At 56.0% G+C, this 23,870-nt stretch carries 18 protein-coding genes; 2 read left to right on the top strand and 16 right to left on the bottom strand.

All coding sequences use genetic code 11. The features are described 5' to 3' along the window. Positions 1-15: 15 nt before the first annotated feature. From IV109_RS08780 to IV109_RS08770, 3 genes are read right to left on the bottom strand one after another with little or no spacing between them, the layout of a single operon-like run. Positions 16-1,143, bottom strand: a complete 1,128-nt coding sequence (locus IV109_RS08780; RefSeq protein WP_296694964.1) for a phospholipase — start codon at positions 1,141-1,143, stop codon at positions 16-18. Between the two features lie 9 nt (positions 1,144-1,152). Next, positions 1,153-1,977, bottom strand: a complete 825-nt coding sequence (locus IV109_RS08775) for an HDOD domain-containing protein (RefSeq protein ID WP_296694962.1) — start codon at positions 1,975-1,977, stop codon at positions 1,153-1,155. A gap of 59 nt (positions 1,978-2,036) precedes the next feature. Continuing rightward, on the bottom strand, positions 2,037-4,460 hold the full coding sequence (locus IV109_RS08770; protein WP_296694961.1) for a Tex family protein: 2,424 nt from the start codon (positions 4,458-4,460) through the stop codon (positions 2,037-2,039). Between the two features lie 234 nt (positions 4,461-4,694). Between IV109_RS08770 and IV109_RS08765 the strand changes: the two genes are divergently transcribed. Beyond that, positions 4,695-5,477, top strand: a complete 783-nt coding sequence (locus tag IV109_RS08765; RefSeq protein WP_296694960.1) for a hypothetical protein — start codon at positions 4,695-4,697, stop codon at positions 5,475-5,477. A 396-nt stretch (positions 5,478-5,873) separates the two neighbouring features. Continuing rightward, positions 5,874-8,870: an EAL domain-containing protein gene (locus tag IV109_RS08760; protein ID WP_296694959.1), complete on the top strand. Its 2,997-nt coding sequence runs from the start codon at positions 5,874-5,876 to the stop codon at positions 8,868-8,870. Between the two features lie 66 nt (positions 8,871-8,936). Here IV109_RS08760 and IV109_RS08755 read toward each other — a convergent pair whose 3' ends face one another. From IV109_RS08755 to IV109_RS08695, 13 genes are all read right to left on the bottom strand, one after another. After that, on the bottom strand, positions 8,937-9,842 hold the full coding sequence (locus IV109_RS08755; RefSeq protein WP_296694956.1) for an SDR family oxidoreductase: 906 nt from the start codon (positions 9,840-9,842) through the stop codon (positions 8,937-8,939). Between the two features lie 30 nt (positions 9,843-9,872). Then, on the bottom strand, positions 9,873-10,808 hold the full coding sequence (locus tag IV109_RS08750; protein WP_296694955.1) for a glutathione S-transferase family protein: 936 nt from the start codon (positions 10,806-10,808) through the stop codon (positions 9,873-9,875). 69 nt (positions 10,809-10,877) lie between these two features. Next, on the bottom strand, positions 10,878-11,897 hold the full coding sequence (locus tag IV109_RS08745; RefSeq protein ID WP_296694954.1) for an NADP-dependent oxidoreductase: 1,020 nt from the start codon (positions 11,895-11,897) through the stop codon (positions 10,878-10,880). Positions 11,898-11,917: 20 nt separating this feature from the next. Beyond that, positions 11,918-12,376: a PaaI family thioesterase gene (locus IV109_RS08740; protein WP_296694952.1), complete on the bottom strand. Its 459-nt coding sequence runs from the start codon at positions 12,374-12,376 to the stop codon at positions 11,918-11,920. A 13-nt stretch (positions 12,377-12,389) separates the two neighbouring features. Beyond that, entirely contained in the window at positions 12,390-13,181 is a 792-nt protein-coding gene (locus IV109_RS08735) for an SDR family oxidoreductase (protein WP_296694949.1), read from the bottom strand. A gap of 66 nt (positions 13,182-13,247) precedes the next feature. Further along, the gene (locus IV109_RS08730) at positions 13,248-15,104 is read right to left on the bottom strand and encodes an acyl-CoA dehydrogenase (protein ID WP_296694947.1); all 1,857 of its coding nucleotides are present in this window, start codon (positions 15,102-15,104) and stop codon (positions 13,248-13,250) included. Positions 15,105-15,190: 86 nt separating this feature from the next. Next, positions 15,191-16,366: an acetyl-CoA C-acyltransferase gene (locus IV109_RS08725; RefSeq protein WP_296694945.1), complete on the bottom strand. Its 1,176-nt coding sequence runs from the start codon at positions 16,364-16,366 to the stop codon at positions 15,191-15,193. 127 nt (positions 16,367-16,493) lie between these two features. Continuing rightward, positions 16,494-18,593, bottom strand: coding sequence for a 3-hydroxyacyl-CoA dehydrogenase NAD-binding domain-containing protein (locus IV109_RS08720; protein ID WP_296694944.1), 2,100 nt, complete (start codon positions 18,591-18,593; stop codon positions 16,494-16,496). Between the two features lie 105 nt (positions 18,594-18,698). Then, complete coding sequence (locus IV109_RS08715; protein ID WP_296694943.1) at positions 18,699-19,394, bottom strand: ABC transporter ATP-binding protein; 696 nt, start codon at positions 19,392-19,394, stop codon at positions 18,699-18,701. A 2-nt stretch (positions 19,395-19,396) separates the two neighbouring features. After that, entirely contained in the window at positions 19,397-20,191 is a 795-nt protein-coding gene (locus IV109_RS08710; RefSeq protein WP_296694941.1) for an ABC transporter ATP-binding protein, read from the bottom strand. Next, positions 20,188-21,477 (bottom strand): branched-chain amino acid ABC transporter permease, encoded by a 1,290-nt coding sequence (locus tag IV109_RS08705; protein ID WP_296694939.1) that lies wholly within the window; start codon positions 21,475-21,477, stop codon positions 20,188-20,190. The genes IV109_RS08710 and IV109_RS08705 overlap by 4 nt, the downstream gene beginning before the upstream one ends. A 3-nt stretch (positions 21,478-21,480) precedes the next feature. Continuing rightward, positions 21,481-22,428, bottom strand: coding sequence for a branched-chain amino acid ABC transporter permease (locus tag IV109_RS08700; RefSeq protein ID WP_296694937.1), 948 nt, complete (start codon positions 22,426-22,428; stop codon positions 21,481-21,483). A gap of 119 nt (positions 22,429-22,547) precedes the next feature. Beyond that, a complete protein-coding gene (locus tag IV109_RS08695; protein WP_296694935.1) occupies positions 22,548-23,783 on the bottom strand; it encodes a branched-chain amino acid ABC transporter substrate-binding protein in 1,236 nt (411 codons plus the stop codon). Positions 23,784-23,870 lie beyond the last annotated feature (87 nt).

The raw sequence follows: 23,870 nt of genomic DNA, 5'->3' as shown, positions 1-23,870 counted from the left end.
CCCGCCGCCCCATCCCTAAAGCACCCGCACCTGCCCCAAGTCAGGTTTCTGCAGCCAGGCCTCGAACTCGTCAGCGATCTGGACACTGGCACGGGTCGCGGTTTGCCAGGCCTTGACGCGCCCGGCCAGGTCCTGCCCATAGTGGGTGAAATCGGTGCGGTCCGGCAGCTTGCCATGGGGCAAGGTTTTGACCCAGTCCGGGTCAGGGGCCAGCAGCACCATGTTGTCCAGAAATGAGGTGGCTTTATGGCGCCACCTCAGGGTCTTGTCCAGCCAGCCCGGCACCACTTCTTTTTGGAAATGCGGATACAGAACCAAGCCATTTGGGCCATCAGCCTTCGTGGCATATACGTCATCAGCTACATTTTTAGTAGCACCTGGTGCTGCAGCGTAATTCAGATGCAGGTGGTAGTCGGTAATGCCGCCGTCCCAGTAAGCGCCAGGGGGTGCGCCTGGTATGTTGTGAACCGCCTGCAGCACGAAGGGGATGGAGCAGCTGGCCTGCAGGGCAGCCTGGAAATTGGCTTCGCTCAGCGCCACCTGGCGGGTGCGGTAGTCACCCGTGGCAAACGGCAGCGGCGCATGGCCGCTGGAAAACACCACGCGCTCCAGCCACGCGCCCATTGCCTTGCGATGCACGGTGTTGGTCACAAAAGCCCCGAAATAGCCCAGCGGCGTACGCCAGCTACCTTCGCGCCCCAGGATATGGCGCCCACGTGCGGTCACGATGTGCAGTTTGTAGCGGGGATGGCTCAGCACCTCGTTCACCCGCCCCCCATAAAAAGCTTGCAGGTTCTGTCCAAACAGTTCACTGATCCGCTGCGCAGGCGGGCGCTTTTCACCGGGCTGCAATTCATAGTGCTGGCGAATGTAATCGTGCTCCAGCCGTTCAAACGCCACCACCGGATCATTCAGGCAGGCCGTGGCCATGCGCCACGCGCCGATGGATGCACCCACCAGATCAACCGGCTGCGGGGTCTGGCTCAGCCAGCGACCAAAAATGAAACGGTCCAAGGGCCCGAGAATCAAGCCTTTGGGGCCGCCTGCAGCGCCGGGAACGGTGCAGATATCGCTGGCGCCCAGACCGTTCTTTTCAATGTGTTTTCTGGCCCGTGGGCCCGCATAAATGCGTAAGGCACGCATGTACCGCCACTACATCAAGTTGCGGCCTGGCGTCTGGAGGGACCAGTCGATGGGGTCCTGCTGCAACACCATGTCAATGTCCAGGCCCAGCACCTCGCCAACCGAACCGGGGAAGCTGACCGCCAAAGCCTTGTCGGAGAGCCCCGCCTCTTTGGCACGGGCCCGCCAGGTGGCCAAATGAATGACACCGGCCAAAGGTTCGTACACATCATTGTCAAACGGCGCGTACTGGTGTTCCAGCGCGTCCACCATCGGTTGCGGGAACTGCCAGTTGCGGGCTAAGCCCCCCCCCACCTGGGCATAGCAATACCCAAAGTGCCGCACCTCCGCCTTGGCCCGCCTGAGATCAAGTGGCGCCACTTCTCTGTCCAGCTGTGCAATTTCCGTCGGCATGCCGACGTGCATGACCAACTCGCCCACCGCATGGATCAGACCGCAGGTAAAGGCAGCCCCCTGGTTTTGCCGAACGACGCCCGCCAGCGACCGCGCCAGCTTGGCAACATTGAGGCTGTAGGCCCAGAACTGCTGAAGATTGATGCCCGGCACCGCTTTGAGCGACGCCGCCGAAGCCGCCGCAGAGGCCATGGCGCGGATGTGGGGCAGACCCAAAATGGCAATGGCCTCGGAGGCACTGTTGACCTTGCCCGAGAGCTTGAAGAAACTGGCATTGGCGGTTTGCAGCAAACGCGTGGTCAAGGCCGGGTCGGTGCTGATGAGCTGGGTGACCTTCTGGAGATCCGGTTCGTCACGCTCAAGCTCGCTGAGCAAGAGCGCGACCACTTTGGGGATGCTGGGCAGGACGAACTGTGACGCCAGCAGGGCATTCAGTTCCATGACAACATGACTCCATTGATTGATGAACCTGAGCGTCTCATTATGTACCAGCGGCAGTGTCAGCTACCAAGCCCCTTGAGCTTGGCAAAGGCCGACGACATCGCGGTCGATTGCGGACTGGCCGAAGGTGGTGCGCCACCGAAGCCGCCCGCCCTGCCCCGCTGGTTGTTGGTGGCACCCTGGAACCGGTTGTCGCCTGCGTTGTCGCGTCGGCCGGGTGCCGCACCCAGCTTCATGGTCAGCGCAATGCGTTTGCGTGCCACATCGACCTCGACGACCTGCACCTTGACGATGTCACCGGTCTTGACGATCTCCCGCGCATCGGTCACAAACTTGTGGCTCAGCTGGCTCACATGCACCAGGCCATCCTGGTGCACACCCAGATCGACGAAGGCACCAAACGCGGCCACGTTGCTCACGGTGCCTTCGAGCACCATGCCTTCTTTCAGATCCTTGATATCGTCCACGCCATCATTGAAGCGCGCCACCTTGAAATCAGGGCGCGGGTCACGGCCCGGCTTTTCCAGCTCACCCAGAATGTCCTTGACGGTAATCACGCCAAACTGCTCGTTGGCAAACAGCTCAGGCCGCAGCGTCTTGAGCATGTCGGCACGGCCCATCAATTCGGCCACGGGCTTGGCGGTGTGGATCATGATTTTTTCCACCACCGGATAGGTCTCCGGATGCACGCCGGTCATGTCCAGCGGGTTGTCTCCACCCCGAATGCGCAAGAAGCCGGCGCTTTGCTCGAAAGTCTTGGCACCCAGTCCGGTAACCTGCATCAACTGCTGGCGGTTGGCAAAAGCGCCGTTGGCTTCGCGCCAGCGCACCACCGCCTTGGCCACACTGGCGCTCAGGCCAGACACACGCGAGAGCAGCGGCACGCTGGCGGTATTGAGGTCCACGCCCACCGCGTTCACGCAGTCCTCCACCACAGCCTCCAGCGTCTTGGCCAGCTCGCTCTGGTTGACATCGTGCTGATATTGCCCCACCCCGATCGATTTGGGATCGATCTTGACCAGCTCGGCCAGAGGGTCCTGCAGACGCCGGGCAATGCTGGCCGCCCCGCGCAGGCTCACATCCACATCGGGCATTTCCTGCGAGGCAAATTCGCTGGCGGAATAGACCGATGCCCCCGCTTCACTGACCACCACTTTCTCAATCAGCCGGTCCGAGGCCTTGGCCATGAGCTTGATCAAGTCCGCCGCCAGTTTGTCAGTCTCACGGCTGGCCGTACCGTTGCCGATAGCGATCAGATTCACACCATGTTTTTCACACAGCTTGCCCAAGGTGTGCAGGGAACCTTCCCAGTCCTTGCGCGGTTCATGCGGGAAAACCGTAGACGTATCCACCAGCTTGCCCGTGGCATCCACCACGGCGACCTTCACACCGGTGCGGATGCCGGGGTCGAGCCCCAGCACCACGCGCGGACCGGCCGGCGCGGCCAGCAGCAAATCACGCAAATTGTCGGAAAACACCTTGATCGCGACTTTCTCGGCCTCCTCACGCAAGCGGGTAAACAAATCGCGCTCGGTGGACAGGCTCAGCTTGACACGCCAGGTCCAGGCCACACATTTGCGGATCAGATCATCGGCCGGACGCGCCTTGTGACTCCAGCCCAAACGCAGTGCAATACGCCCCTCCGCCAGCGACACCACCGGACTCGCTACTTTTTTAATAGCAACCTGCCCAGAAGGCGCGGAGGCCGACGGTTGATTTGGCTCTGGAAGCACGAGCTTGGCATCAAGAATTTCCAGACCACGCCCGCGGAAAACGGCCAGCGCGCGGTGCGAAGGTACACGGCCAATCGGCTCGTCATAGTCAAAATAGTCCCGAAACTTGGCCACATCGGCGTTGTTTTCATCCTTGCCGTCCATCAACTGGCTTCGAAACAGCCCCTCTTGCCACAGCCATTCCCGCAAGTCCTGCACCAGGGCCGGGTTTTCAGCCCAACGCTCACTCAAAAGATCGCGAACGCCGTCCAGTACCGCCTGCACGGTCGAAAAGTCGGGCTGCTTGTCCTCGCCCTCCACCACGGGCCGCATGGGAATGACATAGGCCAGCGCCTCGTCAGCCGGCACCAGCAACGGATTGGCAAACAAGGCATCGGCCAACGGCTCCAGTCCGGCTTCCCGCGCCAGCTGACCCTTGGTGCGCCGCTTCAGCTTAAAGGGCAGATAGAGGTCTTCCAGCTCCTGCTTGGTGGCGGCCGACACGAGAGCGGCCAGCAATGAGGGCGTCATCTTGCCCTGTTCCTCGATATTCTTGATGACAGACTGCAGGCGGTCACGCAGCTCGCGCAAGTAGCTCAAGCGTGCTTCGAGCTCGCGAAGCTGGATGTCGTCCAGCCCATCGGTCACCTCTTTGCGGTAACGGGCGATAAAGGGCACGGTGGCCCCGCCGTCAAGCAACTCGACGGCTGCCTGCACCTGTTTGGTCTGAACCCGGAGTTCCTGCGCGATTTGCGCGATGATTTTCTGCATGACTGTAAGAACCACCAGCCTTGCGCTGGCTAAAACTTGAAACAAAGGCCGCGAGTGTGCCACAGGCGGGGCCCACAACCCCCAGCGGCGTGTAGGAAAAAACCTGACACAGCCTTTATCCAGGTGCCGACACAACTTTTTCACAGTCGCATCTACATTGGTATTCAACGCAAGCGAAGGACAAGACATGGCCATTGAATCGGCCTGCCAATCCTTCCAGCCAGGAGTATCCAAATGATTGACCAAGCCAATTCCGCCACCTTCAGGCCTCACCGCATAGAGACATTGTCACCCCGGGTGGATGTCTCCCCTCGCCCCATCATGGCCGAAGAATTGCTGCCCTTCACTGTGCGCATCGTGAGCGACGATGAAGCCATGGGCAAAGCCGTGCAAATACGGCACGCGGCCTATTCACGTCATTTGCCTGAGTTCGCAGAAACCCTCAAACGACCCGAGGCGGATGACACCGAGCAAGGCGCGGTTGTCCTGCTGGCGGAATCCAAGCTGGACGGCTCGCCGCTAGGCTCCATGCGGATTCAGACCAACCAGTTCAAACCGCTCAGCGTGGAGGAATCGGTGGTTTTGCCGGACTGGCTCAGAACCTGCAGGCTGGCCGAGGCATCGCGTCTGGGCGTGACGGGCACCACGGGTGGGCGGCTCGTCACAACCGTGCTGTTCAAGGCGTTCTATCTTTATTGCCAGCATATCGGCATTGAATGGATGGTGATCACCGGTCGCGCGCCGATTGACCGGCAGTATGAACGGCTGCTGTATGAAGATGTATTTCCCGGCAAAGGGTTCATTCCTCTTCATCACGTCGGCGACATACCTCACCGGGTCATGACTTCGAGCGTTGATACGGCAGAAGATCGTTGGCATGCAGCCAAGCACCCGCTGTTTGACTTTGCATTCCGTACGCATCATCCGGACATCAAAATCGGTGGCCAGTACAGGCGCCAGGCCCCGTCCATGGGAATGCCGGCATTTCCTTCGCATGGCGCGACACTGCCCATGTGATAAGCGAGGCCCGAAGGGCTTGACACGCATTCTCATTTCCGGGCTTTCATGCGCCTGATTTGCTGACTATTTAGGCATCCTGTTGTCGCCAGAATCGCGGCAATTTAAGCCGTAAATCGGAAGTGTTACATGACATTTTTACGGCAACCCAATGATTTATATGTTGTTTTTTAATAACGTTACATTTTGAAATTTCTTGCCGATCAACCCACTCAGGTGTAACGTCTGTTCTTCGCCACACGTTTTAAGGCGTGGCACAAAGACTTATATGGGTTGTTGGAAGAAAAATTTGTACGGAAAAGCGCATGGCTTTATGGGCATCCCCCTTGTCAGGGGGGGGATGATGACGCACAGCCCGCGTCAGGCCAAGCCATCCCAACCGGAGCAATGAACGCCATGCTCGAACAATTCAATCTTTTCCGATACAGGCTTGGTCGACTCACTTACGGGCTGGACAAGCTTTTGTACGTGATTTCGACGTACGCACTACCGATTGTTATTGGATTGCTCTCTGTGGTGGCGCTTTTTGTATGGAAAGCCCAGTACCCCATCCCGGCACCCCAGCAGTTGGACATTCGGGTCCTCAAACAGACGGATGCGCTGATGGATCCGCAACTGGCATCGCTTCAACTGACCGCCCGGGAGCCAAGCGCCTACCACGACACCCAGCTATCGGAATCCCCGTTCTGGTTCATGTTCGCCGTGCCGAAAGACGTTGAGAGTGTTCCCATGATGGCGGAGTTTCCCTCCCGCCACACGGTTGAGATGGCATGTTGGGATGCCCAGACAATGAACAGTCTGGGTAACGGCAACCGTCAGACTGCCACCGGGGGCATTTCATCGGTCAAGGCCGGCTTCGCGCTGGAACTCGCTCCCTCCCTCAAAGGCGGTCAAGTCATTTGTCGCATCAGTTCGATTGGCCCTGCGCGGCTTACCGCAATGGGTTGGGAGTCGGCCAACCTGGCACTGTCCAATCAGGAGTTTCATCGGAAATCAGGGTTGCTTGACGGAGGCATCCTGGTGTTGGCCCTGTTCGTCCTCATCACCGCCTTGATCAATCGAAGCGGTCTGTACATCTTGTTCGCAGCCTGGCTGGTACTCAACCTGCGAATGGCGGCGCTCTCTGCGGGATGGGATTCCCAATGGCTGGGCAACACGGTACCTCAAGAACTTGTGACGCGACTTCGGTCAATCACATTTGGCACTTACTACGTGTTGTCAATGACACTGTTCACGGTGCTGTTCCGCGACGACTTGAAGAAGCTGAGTTCAACATTGCCACTGAAAATAGTGCAATGGACATGCCTGCCTGTGCTGGCCATGTCCATTTTGATGCCCTACCGCTCCTTCCTGCCCTTCCTGTGGGCATCGACTGGCTTGATGACCGCAATCCTTGCGTACTTCTTGACGAAAATTTTGCTGGAAACCCGCTCCCGTGTGGCCGTGTGGTACGCAGCATCCGTGAGCATCACGGTAGCGGCAAGCCTTTACGAGGTCATCGCAGCCGCCCTGGGCATCAAAGGCTTGATTGGTTCGGTCAACAGCGTCACCGCCGCCCTGTCGTCCAGCCTGCTTGCCGCCTTGGCGATTGCAGAACAGATGCGCCAAGAGCATGAGCAGCGGCTGGAAGTTCAAGCTGAATTGGCGCATACCTATGAGGCCATGCCGATCGGGCTTTTCACCCTTGACCTCCATGGGCGATTCATGAGTGCCAATCCAGCCTTGCTGGCGATGCTGGGACCGAACGTTCTGAGCGGCGGGGGCAATGGCTGGCAGCAGTATTTCACCGAAGGTGCATGGACCCAACTGCACCAGATGGTGCACCGAAACGAAGGCGATGAAATGGAGGTCAAGAGTACGCAAACCCTTGCCTCCAATGGCTCAGTCCGCTTCTCGAAGCGCTTTTTGGTCAAGGCAACCCTGGCGCGTGACAAGATTGAGGGCTCCTTGCAGGATGTCACTGAAAAATCCCGTGCCACAGAAAACCTGCACTTCCTGGCCAACCATGATTCACTGACGAAAGTACTGAACCGCCGGGGGATCGAGAAGGCGCTCAATCACGCCATCGCAACGCTGACTGAAGACAAGGTCCTGGCATTGGCCTATCTGGATCTCGATCGATTCAAGCTGATCAATGACTTGTATGGCCATGGTGCCGGCGACGAAGTCCTGCAACAGGTTTGCAAACGCATCGCTGACATGCTTTCACGTGATATCCAATTGGGCCGTGTGGGCGGTGATGAATTTGTCATCGTGTTTCCGGACACGCGCATTTCGCTCGCCCGACTCATGTGTCGCGGCATCATCGACAGCATTGGCACCCGGCCTTACCGCGTTGGAGACAAAGCATTTTATGTACGCGGCTCCATCGGGCTTGTCGAAGTCAGCGCAACCATGAAATTCAATGACGCCATGTCCAGCGCCGATCGCGCCTGCCGCGAAGCCAAAGCGGGCAATAGCGCCGGTCTGGTGGTGTATGAGCGTTACGCAGTCGCGTTTCAGCGTCATGAAGATGAATTGAAGTTGATTGCCCTGCTCTCAACCAGTAACGCCACCGACGGCCTGTACCTGGAAATGCAGCCGATCATGTCGTTGACGGCGCCACATGAGTCACTGAACTTTGAAGTGTTGCTGCGCATGCGCAACGCTGAGGGTCAGGTAGTGCCCACAGATCGGCTGATTGGCGCAGGCGAAAGCAGCGGCCGCATGGGCATGATTGACCGCTGGGTGCTTTCAACAACGCTGGCGTGGCTCAATGAAAACTATACGCAGATGAAACATACGAAATTCATTTGCATGAACCTGAGCGGAGCTTCGTTGAACGACGAGCAATTCCTGCAGGATGTGTATGCACTGCTTGAGCAGAACCTGCACGTAGCCGGACAGTTATGCCTTGAAATCACCGAAAGTGTGGCCTTGCACGATCTTGAGAACACACGGCGCTTTGTCGACAAAGTTCGCGGCTACGGTGCCAAGGTGGCCCTTGACGATTTTGGCGCAGGTTATACATCGTTCTCTTACCTGAAAGAGTTCACTGCGGATTTGCTCAAGATCGATGGCAGTTTCATCATCAACATGAACAAGCACCCTGCCAATATCGCCATCGTTGAGGCTATCGTCAACCTGGCGAAAAACCTGGGCATGAAGGTCATTGCCGAATGGGCGGAAGACAACGCCACGGTGCAGACTCTGACCGAAATTGGCGTCGACTATGTGCAAGGTTTTGCGGTCGCCCGGCCTCAACACCCGGACAAACTTTTATCAGCAGAATCTTCGGCCAGCTTTATTCAGGATGCAGAACTGGCCCAGTATGTTGAACTCATTGGAAAGTCAGACCCTATGCTGGCACAAGTGGATCTGTTTCCCGAAGTACGCAGCATCAACGTGCATTGAAACGCCCCCAAAAAAAACAAAAAGGCCGCTACCTGACATCCAGGCAGCGGCCTTTTTTTCGGATGTCTAATCCGCGCGGAGGGCCCGCTTCAATTCCACGCCGAGTTCCGGCTTGTGGGAAAACGGGTCGGTTGGATTGCGTGCCTGCATGATGTCTTCCAGTCGGACCTGTACGGAGCCGATGGATTTGGGATGGCTGTAGATGTAGAACTGGTTCGCAGCTATCGCATCAAACACTTTTTGTGCGACATCGGCCGCGCTGACCTTGCCCGAACCCACAGCCTTGTCGCTCATGGCCTGTCCGATAAGTTGGCTTCGGGTCGGCTTCTCTGCCACCGCATCTGCCGGACGATTTCGGTGACTCTGGCTGATACCGGTCGACACGAAGAAGGGACACAAAACCGACGCACTGATCTGATCTGTGACCAAAGCCAAGTCCTGGTACAGCGTTTCACTCATACTCACCACAGCGTGTTTGCTGGCGTTGTAAATGCCCATATTGGGGGCATTGAGCAAACCAGCCATGCTGGCCGTGTTCACAATATGGCCTTGGTAGGCCGGGTCTTTTTTGGCTGCTTCGAGCATCATCGGCGTGAAGACGCGCAGACCGTGGGCCACGCCCATCAGGTTCACACCAATCACCCATTCCCAGTCCTTGGCAGTACTCTCCCAGATCAGGCCCCCTGCCCCAACCCCTGCATTGTTGAAGACAAAGTGAGGCGCACCGAAACGCTCTTGCACAGCACGGCCCAAAGCCTCTACTTCACTGGCCTTGGAAACGTCGAGTTTGAACGCCAGCACCTGAGCGCCGGCGGCCTGCATCTCGGCCGCAGCCTTGTCCAGCGCATCCTGCTGCACATCCGCAAGCACCAGGTTCATGCCCAGCTTGGCACCAATCCGTGCACACTCCAGGCCAAAGCCTGAACCTGCTCCAGTGAGGACAGCTGTTTTACCTTTGAAATTCGTGATCATAGTTTTCCTCTAAGTGACCGGGCCGTGAACTCAGGCTTCGGCTTTTTTCAAAACATATCCAATACGGGGGAAATGAACGTGCACTGTTCCTGCGCGTTCATCAATGCGGCGCAATGTGTAATGCATGCGCGTGGCGGCGACGAGTTCGCCTTCGGTCGTTTCCGGGCCGAAGGTCTCAGCCGCCACGGTGACACGACTTCCCAATGGAATGCCGTGTTCGTCCTGAAAGGATTCATCCGCCACGGAGAGCGGTGTCGACGTCGCAGCCAGGGCAATGGCCTCTGCCGAGCTGAATTTTTCCATGCGACCATGCCCAAGCGCCGCCATGCGGTCCATCCAGGCCAGCACACCGGGTGTCGCATCCAGAATACCCGCCATCACCGGCACCCGCACCCGGGAGTACCACAGGGGATGGTAGGCGGCAAAGTCTGCCACGGTGGGCGCGGCACCCAGCAAGAAGGTATTGCTCTCAAGCATATTGGCCAGACGGCGCAAATAACTCTTGTAGGCCGCAGCAGCATCCCCCGAGCGCAGCCGGGTCATACCAGCCGACATCTTGCCCCGGTCCTCGGCAAAGGCTTTGGCAGCCTCTGGCGGTGCATCCGCAAACATGTAGGCAACGCCCTTGGGGCTGAGGTTGTAGGCCATCGAGGCCCAGAACAGGGTCGTATCGGCCCATTGGGCCGTGATGCGTGCAATGCCCTTGATACCTTCAGGGTACAAGGCGGGAGCAGGCTGACGGTGCTCCAGTACATCGCAGATCAAAGCAGTGTCGCAATAAACATCGGCACCAATCTGCATGAATGGCGTCTTGCGGTATCCCCCGGTAAGCGCCACCACATCTGGCTTGGGCATCAGGGACGGAATGAGAACCGATTTCCATGCCAGGTTTTTGTACCCCAGAATCAGTCGCACTTTTTCGGAAAACGGCGAGCTCTCGAAGTGATGAAGAATGATGTCAGCCATAAATGCCTCCACAAAAATTGATCCCGGATCAAGTCCGGGATGTACACGACATACTCAAATCTGCGTAACTTAGTCGATCAGCTTGACCAGTTGCTTGCCGAAATTTTTGCCTTTAAGCAAACCCAGAAAAGCTTCAGGCGCTGCCTCGATACCTTGGGCGATGGATTCGCGAGCCTTCAGCTTGCCAGTGGCAACCAGGGTACCCAGTTCCTTGAGCGCTTCGGGCCACACTTCCATGTGCTCGCTGACAATGAACCCTTCCACCTTGAGGCGGTTGGTCAAGATCAGAGCAGGGTAAGTCAAGGGCAGCGGTGCGCCATCGTAGCCAGCAATCATTCCACAGACGGCAATGCGACCAAAGGCGTTCATGCGTGTGAGCACGGCATCCAGCACCATGCCACCCACATTTTCAAAATAGCCATCAATCCCATTCGGGCAGGCTTCCTTGAGTGCGTTGGAAAGTGAAGATGCGTCTTTGTGCAGTTTGTAATCAATGCAGGCGTCAAAGCCGAGTTCTTCAACCGCGTACTTGCATTTGTCGGGACCGCCGGCAATACCCACCGTGCGGCAACCACGCGCTTTCGACAGGGCTGCGAACGCACTGCCCACCGCACCCGTAGCGGCACTGACCACCATCGTCTGACCAGCGACGGGCGCGATGATCTTGACCAGACCGTACCACGCAGTGACGCCGGGCATACCGACTGCACCCAGGTAGGCGCTCAGTGGAACATGGGTCGTGTCAACCTTGCGCAAAGCACCGAGTTGATTTGCATCGACTACGCTGTACTGTTGCCAGCCGCCCATGCCCACCACCGTGTCACCCACCGCAAATTTGGAATTCCTGGATTCAACAATCTCGCCCACCGTACCGCCACCCATGGTTTGACCCAAAGCTTGTGGCACTGCGTAGCTTTTGGAATCATTCATGCGACCACGCATGTAGGGATCCAGGCTCAGGAAATGATGACGCACAAGTACCTGTCCATCCTGCAGTGCCGGTGTGTCGCCAACGACGAGTTTGAAATTACTGGCAACGGCTTCGCCTGCAGGGCGGTTGTCAAGGTGGATTTGTTTGTTCTGCGGCATGAATTGCTCCTGAAATAATACTAATCGGTTGAAATAACTGTGGTGTTTGCATCGGTCGCGGTGCTCAAACCATTGCTGCTTTTCGCCCCTATTGGCAAACGCTTGACGTATTTGAAAGTGCCGGTGGCGTGGGCACAGGCATGCCCCTGCTCGTCAAAAACCGTGGCTTCCGTAAAGGCCATCGTGGCCGTACGGTGCATCAAGTGCCCCTTGCCGATCAAGGGTCCACGCGCTGGCTGCATAAAACTGGTCTTCATTTCGATCGTGACAACACCCGTGTCCTTTTGCACACTGCGCGCGGCCACTGCCATCGTGACGTCAAGCAGGGTCATCAAAGCGCCGCCATGGGTAACCGCGAAAGAATTGAGATGCTCGGGCTTGGGTGTGTAGGACAACTCGGACAAGCCGCCGTCAAACACCTTCAACTCAAAGCCGAGGTGGTTGACGAACGGGATCTGAACACCAGAACCAAAGCCCATTCCTGCCGGTAATTCAGCCACCGGTCACCACACTCACGCCACCGTCCACTGCCATCCATTGGCCAGTGATATGTTTACCCGCATCCGATGCGTACAGCAGTGTCAGGCCCTTGAGGTCTTCGTCGTCACCCAGGCGATTGAGCGGCGCGTGGGCGGCCATGTTTTCTTCGCCCATCGACTTGATCAAGCCTTCTGCCATCTTGGTCATGAAGAACCCCGGGCAAACTGCGTTTACATTGATTTTGTATTTACCCCATTCAGCGGCCAGCGCGCGGGTAAAGTTGATCACGGCACCCTTGGACGTGTTGTAGGCAATCGTGGTCATCTCCTTGGGGTTGCCGTTGAGGCCCGCGATCGAAGCGATGTTGATGATGCGTCCGCCGCCATTGGGAATCATGCTGTGCTTGGCGACGTGCTGGCTCAGGATGAAATAGCCACGCACGTTGAGATTCATCACCTTGTCCCAAGCCGCGACCGGGTGGTCTTCAGCTGGCGCACCCCAGCTGGCGCCCGCGTTGTTCAACAAGATATCGACCTTGCCCATGCGTTCGAGGGTTTCATCGGCCAGGCGGCGAATATCCTCTTCCTTGCCGCAGTCGGCTGCAATCCAGCGTGCATCAATACCAGCAGCCTGCAGTTCGGCTGTAGCCTGCTCCAGATCTTCAGCTTTGCGCGAACTCAACATGATTCTTGCGCCCGCTTCACCAAGAGCGTGCGCCATCTGAAGGCCCAGGCCGCGTGAGCCACCGGTGACCAGGGCCGTCTTGCCTTTGAGGTCAAAAAGTTGCTGAATATTACGAGTCATGATGTTTCCTTAAGGTTGGCAGATTGTGCCGTGTGTACTTGTGAATTGCGTGTCTCTTGCGTGATATCAGAAGGCTTCTTCGGACATGCTGGCGCAAGTCTGATCACGGCTCTCCACGACCTTGAGCCACGCGCCGATTTTCGGCAATTCGTAGTGAAAAAAGTAGCGAGCCGAACCCAGCCGACCTTCGGTGGCAGTTGAAGATTTCGCTGCGTCCATGGCCAGCGCAGCCATGGCCACATCGAGTGAAATCCAGGCCAACACCGTGTGACCAAACGCCTGCATGTAAGGTACGGCATTGGCCAATGCATCGCTCGGCTCACCGGTAGACCATGCAGCTTGCGTTGCAGCCACCACCTGTTTCATGGCCAGGGCCAGGGCTTCAGCATGTACCGCGAGTTCGGGGATCTTTTTCGCCCGATCAACAGTCGCGTTGATGCGCTCCACAACCAGCACCAGCCCACGGCCGTTTTCCATCAGCACCTTGCGCCCCAGCAAGTCTGCCGCCTGGATGCCGTGCGTCCCTTCGTGAATCATGTTCAGACGGTTGTCGCGCCAGTACTGCTCCACGGGGAAGTCCCGGGTGTAGCCATATCCGCCGTGGATCTGAATGGCCAGAGAGTTGGCCTCCAGACACCATTCACTGGGCCAACTCTTGGCAATTGGCGTAAGCACCTCCAGCAACAAACGGGCATCATCCGCCGCTTCGGGGCTTGCAGTGTGCTGCTCGTCAACCAGTCGAGCGCAGTAGAGCATCAGGCCCAATGAACCTTCGCAATAGGATTTTTGTGCCAACAACATGCGTTTGACGTCCGCATGTTCGATGATCCGAACCTGAGGCCGCGCCGCGTCTTTGCCACCGGCGCCCACGGGACGCCCTTGCGGCCGGTTCTTGGCATACTCCAGCGACGCATAGTAGCCAGCCAGACCCAGCATGGTGGCCGCAATACCAATCCCGATCCGGGCCTCGTTCATCATGTGAAACATGCACCGCAAGCCCTCATGCGGCTTGCCTACCAGATAACCTACGGCACCGGCACCCTGCCCATCAAGTCCGCCCCCCGTGCTCTTCACGGGATACTTGCCTTCACCAAAATTGAGCAAGGTATTGGTGGTGCCACGCCAACCCAATTTATGGTTCAAACCTGCCAAGGCTACGTCGTTGCGCTCGCCGGTGAGCTGGCCCGCCGTATTCACCATCTTCTTGGGAACGATGAACAGCGAGATACCGCGAGTGCCCGGAATCAGCTTGCCATCCGGTCCGGGGATCTTGGCCAGTACCAAATGAACGATATTTTCTGTGAGTTCGTGCTCTCCCGCAGAAATCCACATTTTGTTGCCCTTGATGCGATAGCGTGGGCCCAACGGATCGGAGGCGAAGTCATCACCATCCGGTACGGCTCGTGTAGCAACATCACTCAACGAAGAGCCCGCCTGTGGCTCCGACAAACACATGGTTCCCGAAAACCGTCCGGCAAATTCGTTCTTGGCAAACACCTCTTTTTGCAGCGGAGTACCGTGCACCATCAACAAGTTGGCGTTGCCAGTGGTCAGCAAGCCCGTTCCCATGCTGACCGAGGCGCAGGCAAAAAAGGAGTTGGCTGCAGCCTCGATCGTGTAAGGCAACTGCATGCCACCCATGTCGTAATCCTGCGCTGCGCTGAGCATGCCAGACGCTGCGTAAGCCTTGCCCGCATCATGTGTCGCCTGGGGCAGGATGACTTTCTCGCCATCGAAATGGGGCTCCTGTGTATCCACCAAACGATTGAATGGCGCAAATTTCTCCCGCGCAATCCGCTCGCAGGTTTCCAGCACGGCGTCAAAGGTCTCACGGGAGTGATCGGAGAACCGTGGACGTTCGTTCAAGGTCGTGGCATTGAGCCACTGGTACAACAAAAAATCAAGAGTAGGACGTAGAGACATGGTCGTATGAATTCAAAGCAAAAAAAAACTGAGCCGCTCAAATGAGTCGGCTCAGCCCTGTTCATCCAGCCGAAATCGGCAAATTTTTACAGCACTTCAAAAATGCCCGCCGCACCCATGCCGCCACCAATACACATGGTGACGCAAACACGCTTGGCACCGCGACGCTTGCCTTCAATCAGGGCATGGCCGGTCAAACGCTGGCCACTCACACCGTAAGGGTGTCCCACTGCGATGGCGCCGCCATTGACATTCAGGCGATCTGCAGGAATTCCCAGTTTGTCGCGGCAATACAGAACTTGCACGGCGAACGCCTCGTTGAGCTCCCACAAGTCGATATCGCTGATCTTCAGACCCAAGCGGGCCAACACTTTGGGAATGGCAAACACCGGGCCAATACCCATCTCGTCAGGCTCGCAACCAGCCACAGCAAAACCAAGGAAACGACCCAATGGCTTGAGGCCTTTTTTCTCTGCCAGAGTTTCGTTCATCACGACCACTGCACCACCACCGTCCGAAAACTGGCTGGCATTGCCCGCCGAAATCAGGCCACCAGGCAAAGCCGAACGCAAGCCGGTGATACCTTCCTTGGTCGTGCCGGCGCGAATGCCTTCATCCTGACTAACCGTGACTTCGCGTGTGGTCATGCCCATGACTTTATCAACAACACCCATGGTGACCGTGATCGGGGCAATTTCGTCATTGAACAGACCGGCGGCCAAGGCGGCTGTGGCGCGCTGCTGACTTGCGGCGCCGTACTCGTCCATGGCGTCGCGGCCAATGTTGTAGCGCTTGGCAACGTTTTCGGCTGTCTGCAACATGTTCCAGTAGATCTCAGGCTTGTTTTTGACCAGCCAAGGATCGGCCAACATGTGGGTATTTGCCTCCTGCTGAACGCAGGAAATGCTCTCGACGCCGCCAGCGACGTAGATGTCGCCTTCATTGGCGATGATGCGCTGTGCTGCCATTGCAATGGTTTGCAAACCAGACGAGCAAAAACGGTTGATGGTCATGCCCGATACGGTGACAGGGCAACCAGCGCGCAGTGCGGCCTGGCGTGCGATGTTGGATCCTGTGGCACCTTCGGGTGTGGCGCAGCCCATGAGCACGTCGTCAACTTCGCCCGCTTCAATACCGGCCCGTTTGATGGCGTGCTCGACAGCGTGACCACCCAAGGTAGCTCCGTGGGTCATGTTGAAAGAACCCTTCCAGCTCTTGGCGAGTGGGGTGCGGGCGGTAGAAACGATTACTGCTGAGGTCATGATGAATTACTCCTGAATTTCTCTCCGAAGAGGCAACGAACCCAGGGCCTCTGCCCCAAGTTCGTCAATGCCATGTTCTTTGGAGAATTTACGATCCTGGATTGGGATAGAAGGCCCAATCCGCGCTTTAGTTGAATGTCTTGCCTTCAGCGGCCAGCTTCGCGAGCAACGGTGCTGGCGCCCAGAACTTGGCATCGTCCAGCGGGTTTTGTGCAAAGCGTTTCATGGCCTGAACCACATTGAACAAACCAACCTGATCTGCATAGTTCATCGGACCGCCACGGTGAATGGGGAAGCCGTAGCCCATGAGGTAGACCATGTCGATATCGCTGGCCTTGGAAGAAATGCCTTCTTCCAGGATGCGTGCACCCTCGTTGACCAGGGCATAGACCAGTCGCTGAACAATCTCTTCATCGGAGATCTTGCGTGGTGTGATACCGAGCGCCTTGCGATGATCTTCGATCATTTTGACGACATCTGCATTTGGAATGGCGTCGCGCTTGCCAGCCACATAGTCATACCAGCCAGCGCCAGTCTTTTGGCCAAAGCGACCTTTTTCACACAGCAAATCAGCAGTCTTGCTGTATTTCATGTCGGGCTGCTCGACCACGCGACGCTTGCGGATGGCCCAGCCAATATCATTTCCTGCCAGGTCACCCATGCGGAACGGGCCCATGGCGAAACCGAACTTTTCGATGGCTTTGTCCACCTGAGCCGGTGTGCAACCTTCATCCAGAAGGAAACCACCCTGACGACCATACTGCTCAACCATGCGATTGCCGATGAAACCATCGCAAACGCCCGATACCACGGCGATCTTCTTGATCTTCTTGGCGACAACCATCACGGTCGCCATCACGTCCTTGGCGGTCTTCTTGCCACGCACCACCTCAAGCAACTTCATCACATTGGCGGGACTGAAGAAATGCAGGCCCACGACGTCTTCGGGACGCTTGGTGAAGGACGCAATCTTGTCCACATCCAGCGTCGAAGTGTTGGATGCCAGAATGGCACCAGGCTTCATGACACGATCGAGTTCCTTGAACACGGCTTCTTTCACACCGATTTCCTCGAACACAGCCTCAATCACCATGTCGGTACCCGCCAGATCGTCGTAGCTCAGCGTGGTGGACAGCAAGCTCATGCGCTGGTCATATTTGTCCTGCTTGAGTTTGCCCTTTTTCACCTGGGATTCATAGTTTTTGCGGATGGTGGCAATGCCACGGTCCAGCGCTTCCTGCTTCATCTCCAGCATCTTGACCGGAATACCTGCATTCAGGAAGTTCATCGCAATACCGCCACCCATGGTGCCGGCGCCGATCACGGCAATCGACTTGATTTCGCGCACTGGCGTGTCTGACGGCACATCAGGAATCTTGGAAGCAGCACGCTCCGCCAGGAAAATGTGGCGCAAAGACTTGCTCTCGGGTGTCGCCATGAGGGCGATGAAGATCTCGCGCTCAACAGCCATGCCGTCGTCAAACTTTTTCTTGGTCGCGGCTTGCACGGCATCCACGCATTTGGCGGGTGCCGGGAAATTTTTGGACATGCCATTGACCATGTTGCGCGCAAACTGGAAGTACGCATCGCCCTGAGGGTGTTTGCATGGCAGATTACGTACCAGTGGCAAGGGTCGCACGTCGGCCACCGAACGGGCAAACGCCAATGCTTCTTCAGCCAATGTGTCGGCCGATGCAGCGACCTTGTCAAACAATTTTTGACCAGGCACCATCGCGAGCATTTCGCTCTTGACCGCCTCGCCGGTGACGATCATGTTCAGTGCGGCCTCAACACCGATCAAACGTGGCAGACGCTGTGTACCGCCTGCGCCTGGCAACAAACCCAACTTGACTTCGGGCAATGCAACGCTGCAACCAGGCGCAACCACGCGGTAATGGCAACCCATAGCCAACTCGAGACCCCCACCCATGGCCACGGTATGCATGGCCGCAATGACCGGTTTGGCAGAAGCTTCCAGCACCGCGATCACACTGTTGAGGTTCGGCTCCTGACCGGCTTTCGGAGAACCAAACTCCTTGATGTCAGCACCGCCCGAGAATGCCTTGCCGGCGCCGGTGATAACGATAGCCGTAACGGCCGCGTCGGCATTGGCACTGGCCATGCCATCGGCGATGCCTTGGCGAGTCGAAAGACCCAGACCATTGACAGGGGGATTATTCAGCGTAATCACGGCAACATTGCCGTGAACTTGGTATTGGGCGGTCATGCTTGCATTCCTAAGAAGTGAAAATAGAACGATCGTGCTCTCATTGAATTGTAAGAGCTACCTCCCGTAACCAAACCCGGTTTTGTCACGGGAGGGACAAGGCGCTTAAACCTCTAGCCATTCCTTGCGCGTATAGCTGTCATTGCGCAAATCGTCTGGCGTTCCCGAGAACACAATGCTGCCGTGCCCCATCACCAGACAACGATCTGAAATCTGCATCGCGATGGTCAATTTTTGTTCAATCAACAATACAGAAATTCCACGTCTTTTCAACTCCTGGAGATACTGGGCCACCAACTCGACAATCTTGGGCGCCAAACCTTCCGTGGGCTCATCAATGATGATCAAGTCCGGATCACCCATGAGGGAACGGCACAAGGTCAACATCTGCTGCTCACCACCGGACATCACACCGGCCTCGGTGTGCTGACGCTCCTTGAGACGAGGAAACATCTGGTACATGTCATCCAAAGACCAGCGCCCCGCTTTATTTGCGTTTTTCTGTCCAAGGTAGAGATTCTGTTCAACCGTCAGCGTGGGGAAAATTTCACGGCTTTCAGGCACATAGCCAAGGCCCAAATGGGCAATCTCAAAGGTGCGCTTGCCAATGAGCTCCTGCCCCTTCCAATGAATGGAGCCGTGGCAATCAACCAATCCCATGATGGCTTTGGCCGCGGTGGAGCGACCGGAACCATTTCGACCCAAAAGCGAAACAATCTCGCCAGGCTGCACCTCAAAGTGAACACCATGCAGGACATGGCTCTTACCGTAGAAGGCTTGCAAATTTTCAATTTTCAACATGCTCAATGGCCTCCCGCCTGTGCATCAGCAACCGAAGACCCGAGATAGGCTTCCTGTACGCGCTGGCTGGCACGCACAGCATCCGGTACATCATAGGCAAGCAATTCGCCGTACACAACGACAGCGATTTTGTCCGCCAAACCAAAGACCACCCCCATGTCATGCTCCACTGTCAGAAGAGTTTTTCCAACAGTGACATCCTTGATCAGCTTGATGAAACGACTGGTCTCTGATTTGCTCATACCGGCCGTTGGTTCATCCAGAAGAATCACGTTCGCACCACCTGCAATGGTGATGCCGATCTCAAGCGCCCGTTGTTCAGCGTAGGTCAGGTTGGTCGCGATCACATCACGTTTTTTGTCGAGATTGACCATTTGCATGAGTTCTTCAGCGCGATCGTTTGCATCATCCAGATCAGCCAAAAACTTCAGAAAGGTGTATTTGTAGCCCAGGCTCCAAAGCACCCCGCAACGTAGATTTTCAAAAACGCTGAGATTGGGAAAAATATTGGTGATCTGGAAACTGCGGCTCAGACCCATCCGATTGATCTCATAGGGCTTTTTCCCCGCAAGGCTTTGGCCATTGAGCAGTACATCGCCACTTGTGGCACCAAAACGACCACTGATGAGGTTGAACAAGGTTGATTTGCCAGCCCCGTTGGGACCAATAATGCCAACTCGCTCACCTGCCGGAATTGCCAGGTTGATACCGCGGATGATCTCCGTTTTTCCAAAGCTCTTGCGCAAGTCTTTCAGCTCAAGCGCATAGCCGGATGACTGGGTAGACGTTTGAGTCATAGCGCTTCCCTCCGTTTAATTTCTATTTCAATGCTTTCCTGAATTTGGGCCCATTCACCAGCGAACTTTCTCCGGCAAAATTCAAACAAGCCCAATCCAGTCACCGTGACAAGGACTGCTGTCAACCAGCTATTGAGGCTCAGAGCGTCAAGGCTGGCGCCCATGAATGACAACTTGGAACCAAGTGCGGCGTTCAACTGCAGGTGATAGACCATTTCGATCATCACTGCGACCCCAAACAGTGCCGTCAACGCCGTCAGTGTCAGTACCAGGTAGAGTCCCCATAGCTTGCGCATATGGCCAAATGCAGCAACCCGGATGTTCATCATGATGAGGGCGGCGACGCCACCAGGCGCAAACATCACCATGAACAGAAACACCAAGCCCAGGTAGAGCAGCCACGCCTTTGTAATTTCAGACAAGAGCACAAAGGCCAGCACCATGAGAATAGCGCCGATGATGGGACCGAAAAAGAAGGTCGCACCACCAAGGAATGTAAACAACAAATAAGCCCCAGAGCGATTCCCGCTAACCACCTCCGAAGTAACAATTTCAAAATTCAAGGCAGCCAGTCCGCCTGAAATTCCGGCGAAAAAGGCAGCCACGATGAACGTGAAATAGCGGACTTTCTGGGTGTCGTAACCGACAAACTCGACACGCTCAGGGTTGTCTCGCACGGCATTCAACATCCGACCCAATGGGGTCCGAGTGAAAGCGAACATCAACCCGGTACAAAAGAAGGTGTAGACCGCGATCAGGTAATACAACTGAATCTGTGGTCCATACGTGATGCCAAGCGTCTTGGGGCCGGTAACGCGATTCCCTGATACGCCACCCTCACCGCCAAAAAAATCCGGGAACATCAAAGACATGGCCCAGACCAACTCTCCAATACCCATGGTGATCATCGCAAATGTGGTGGATGATTTTTTGGTGGTCACCCATCCCAAAACAACCGCGACCAGCATTGCAGCCAGACCACCCACAATCGGGATCAGACTGACCGGCAAAGGCAGCCCGCCTGCAACCAGATTCAGGGTATGAATCGCCAAAAATGACCCCATGCCGGAATACACAGCGTGACCAAAACTCAGCATGCCGCCCTGCCCCAGCAACATGTTGTAGCTAAGACAAACGATGATGGCAATACCCATTTGACTGAGCATCGTCTGACTCAAGCTGCTACTGAACACCAGGGGCGCAACCAGCAGAACCACCGCAAATAACGACCAAACGACAGCACGCCCGACATTGAGCGGCTTGAATTGATAAACAGTGCTACTCATGAATTAGCCCTCCCTCTTGCCCAACAGACCCTTGGGCCGGAAAATTAGAATCAGCACCAGAAACAAATAAGGCAGGATAGGCGCCACCTGGCTAAGTTTCAGCTTCCACAAGGCATAGCCAAATGTCGAAGGGGTCAGGTTGATCCCCACCGTTTCCATGGCTGACAGCAAGGATGCATCAATGGCAACCGCAAAAGTCTGCAGAACGCCAATCAGGAGGGACGCCAAAAACGCCCCCTCAAGCGATCCCATTCCACCGACCACCACAACGACAAAGATAATGCCGCCAACAGAAAATGCCATACCGGGCTCGGTCACATAAGCGTTGCCACCAATGACCCCCGCCAAACCGGCAAGCGCGCATCCACCGCCAAACACCAGCATGAACACGCGTGGGACGTTGTGCCCCAGTGATTCAACCATGTGGGGATGGGTCAACGCACCCTGAATGACCAGACCGATGCGGGTCCGAGTCAGCAAGAGCCAAATTGAAAGCAGCATCATCAAGGCCACAAACATCATGAAAGAGCGGTACATCGGGAACTGAGTACCAAATATGGTGAACAAGGGACCATCCAGCGCCACTGGCACGCGATAGTCAACAGAACTGCGTCCCCATACCAATTGAACAAGCTCCAAAATGATGTAGCTAAGACCAAAGGTAATTAAAAGCTCAGGGACGTGACCAAACTTGTGGACACGCCGCAGGCAATATCTCTCAAACGCTGCACCGGTCACTCCGACCAAAATCGGAGCAAGCACCAGGGCTGGCCAAAAACCAATGAACGACGTGATCGTGAAGGCAAAGTAAGCCCCCAACATGTAGAAGGATGCGTGGGCGAAATTGAGAACGCCCATCATGCTGAAAATCAGTGTCAGCCCGGAACTCAGCATGAATAGCAGCAAGCCGTAGCTGATGCCATTCAGCAATGAAATAGTGTAAAACTCCATGGCGTACTCATAGTGGATATAAATCAAAGCAACCGACGCATATTGTCAATACGAAAATAACGTCGACAAAAAAACGCCGGGGTCGCAGCATGCTCACCCGGCGTTCAGACGAAATGCCTTTAACTTGGGCGCTTCATCTGGCAGCTTGTAGGCGTGCTGGCCGCATAACTTTCAATGTACTTGATCGGCGCAAATGTATAGCCTGTTTTTTCCACGTTATAGGCATTTTTTGCATCCACTTTTTGCCACTTGGAGATATACAAGCCTTGCTGCATCTGGTGATCAGACTTGCGCATCTCGGACTCACCATTGAAGCCCTGGAACTTCAATCCATCCAATGCGGCCGCGACCTTGACAGGATCAGTTGACTTCGCCTTGGCAATACCTTCACTCAGCATCACCAAGCCGTTGTAAAGAGAGAATGTGTAAAAGTCATCACCGAACTTCTTCTGGAAATCCGCAGACAGCTTACCCATGATGCCCGTATGGTTGGAATGGGCGTAAGAAATCTGATAAACCTCGCCTTCACCACTTGCAGCCAACACAGTCGGCGTACCGGACACAGCGGCGTAGTAGGTGTACATCGGCAATTTGAGACCGGAATCGTTCATGGCCTTGACCAAAAGCGTCAAGTCCTGACCCCAGTTGCCCGTCACGATAGCATCGGCACCCGACTGTTTGATCTTGGCAACATAGGGTGCAAAGTCTTTAACCTGACCCAAGGGCACCAAATCCTCACCCACGATGGATGAATCAGGGCGCTTGCGAGCCATACCCTCTTTGAAGTACTTCGCAACCTGATGGCCGTGTGAGTAATTCTGGTTCAGCAAATACACCTTCTTGACCTTGGGCTGATCCTTCATGAAAGTGGTCAGCGCTTCCATTTTCTGGGTGGTATCAGCATCCAGACGGAAATGCCAGTAATTGCACTTCTCGTTGGTCAACGCTGGATCCACAGCCGAGTAATTGAGGTAGACCACCTCTTTGCCAGGATTACGCTCATTGTGTTTGGCAACAGCATCCGACAAAGCCAGCGCTGCGCCAGAGCCATTACCCTGCGCAATGTAGCGGAAGCCCTGATCCACGGCAGCCTTGAAGGTGCTCAACGCTTCTTGCGGAGAACCCTTGCTGTCCAAACCAACGATTTCAAATTTCACGCCTGCGGGGTTCTTGACCCCATTGGCTGGATCAGCCAGGAATTGAAGGTTTTTAAGCTGATTCTGACCAACGTTACCCATCGGACCGGACAGGCCTTCGATCATGGCAATTCTGACAGTCTCACCCTTTTGGGCGAACGCGCTGCCCATGCACAACACGGCAGCAGTAGCAGCCACAACTTTCATCGCGAATCTCATACATATCTCCAAAGTTTTAATCAACCAACACCAGCACAGCTTACAAGTATTTGTGCATTGCACCAAGAGGGTTTCCCCTACACCGAA

The organism is Rhodoferax sp. (assembly GCF_018780565.1).
Classification (GTDB): Bacteria; Pseudomonadota; Gammaproteobacteria; order Burkholderiales; family Burkholderiaceae_C; genus Rhodoferax.
The sequence above is the reverse complement of the archived record's forward strand: the minus strand, read 5'-3'. Positions and strand labels throughout refer to the sequence as shown.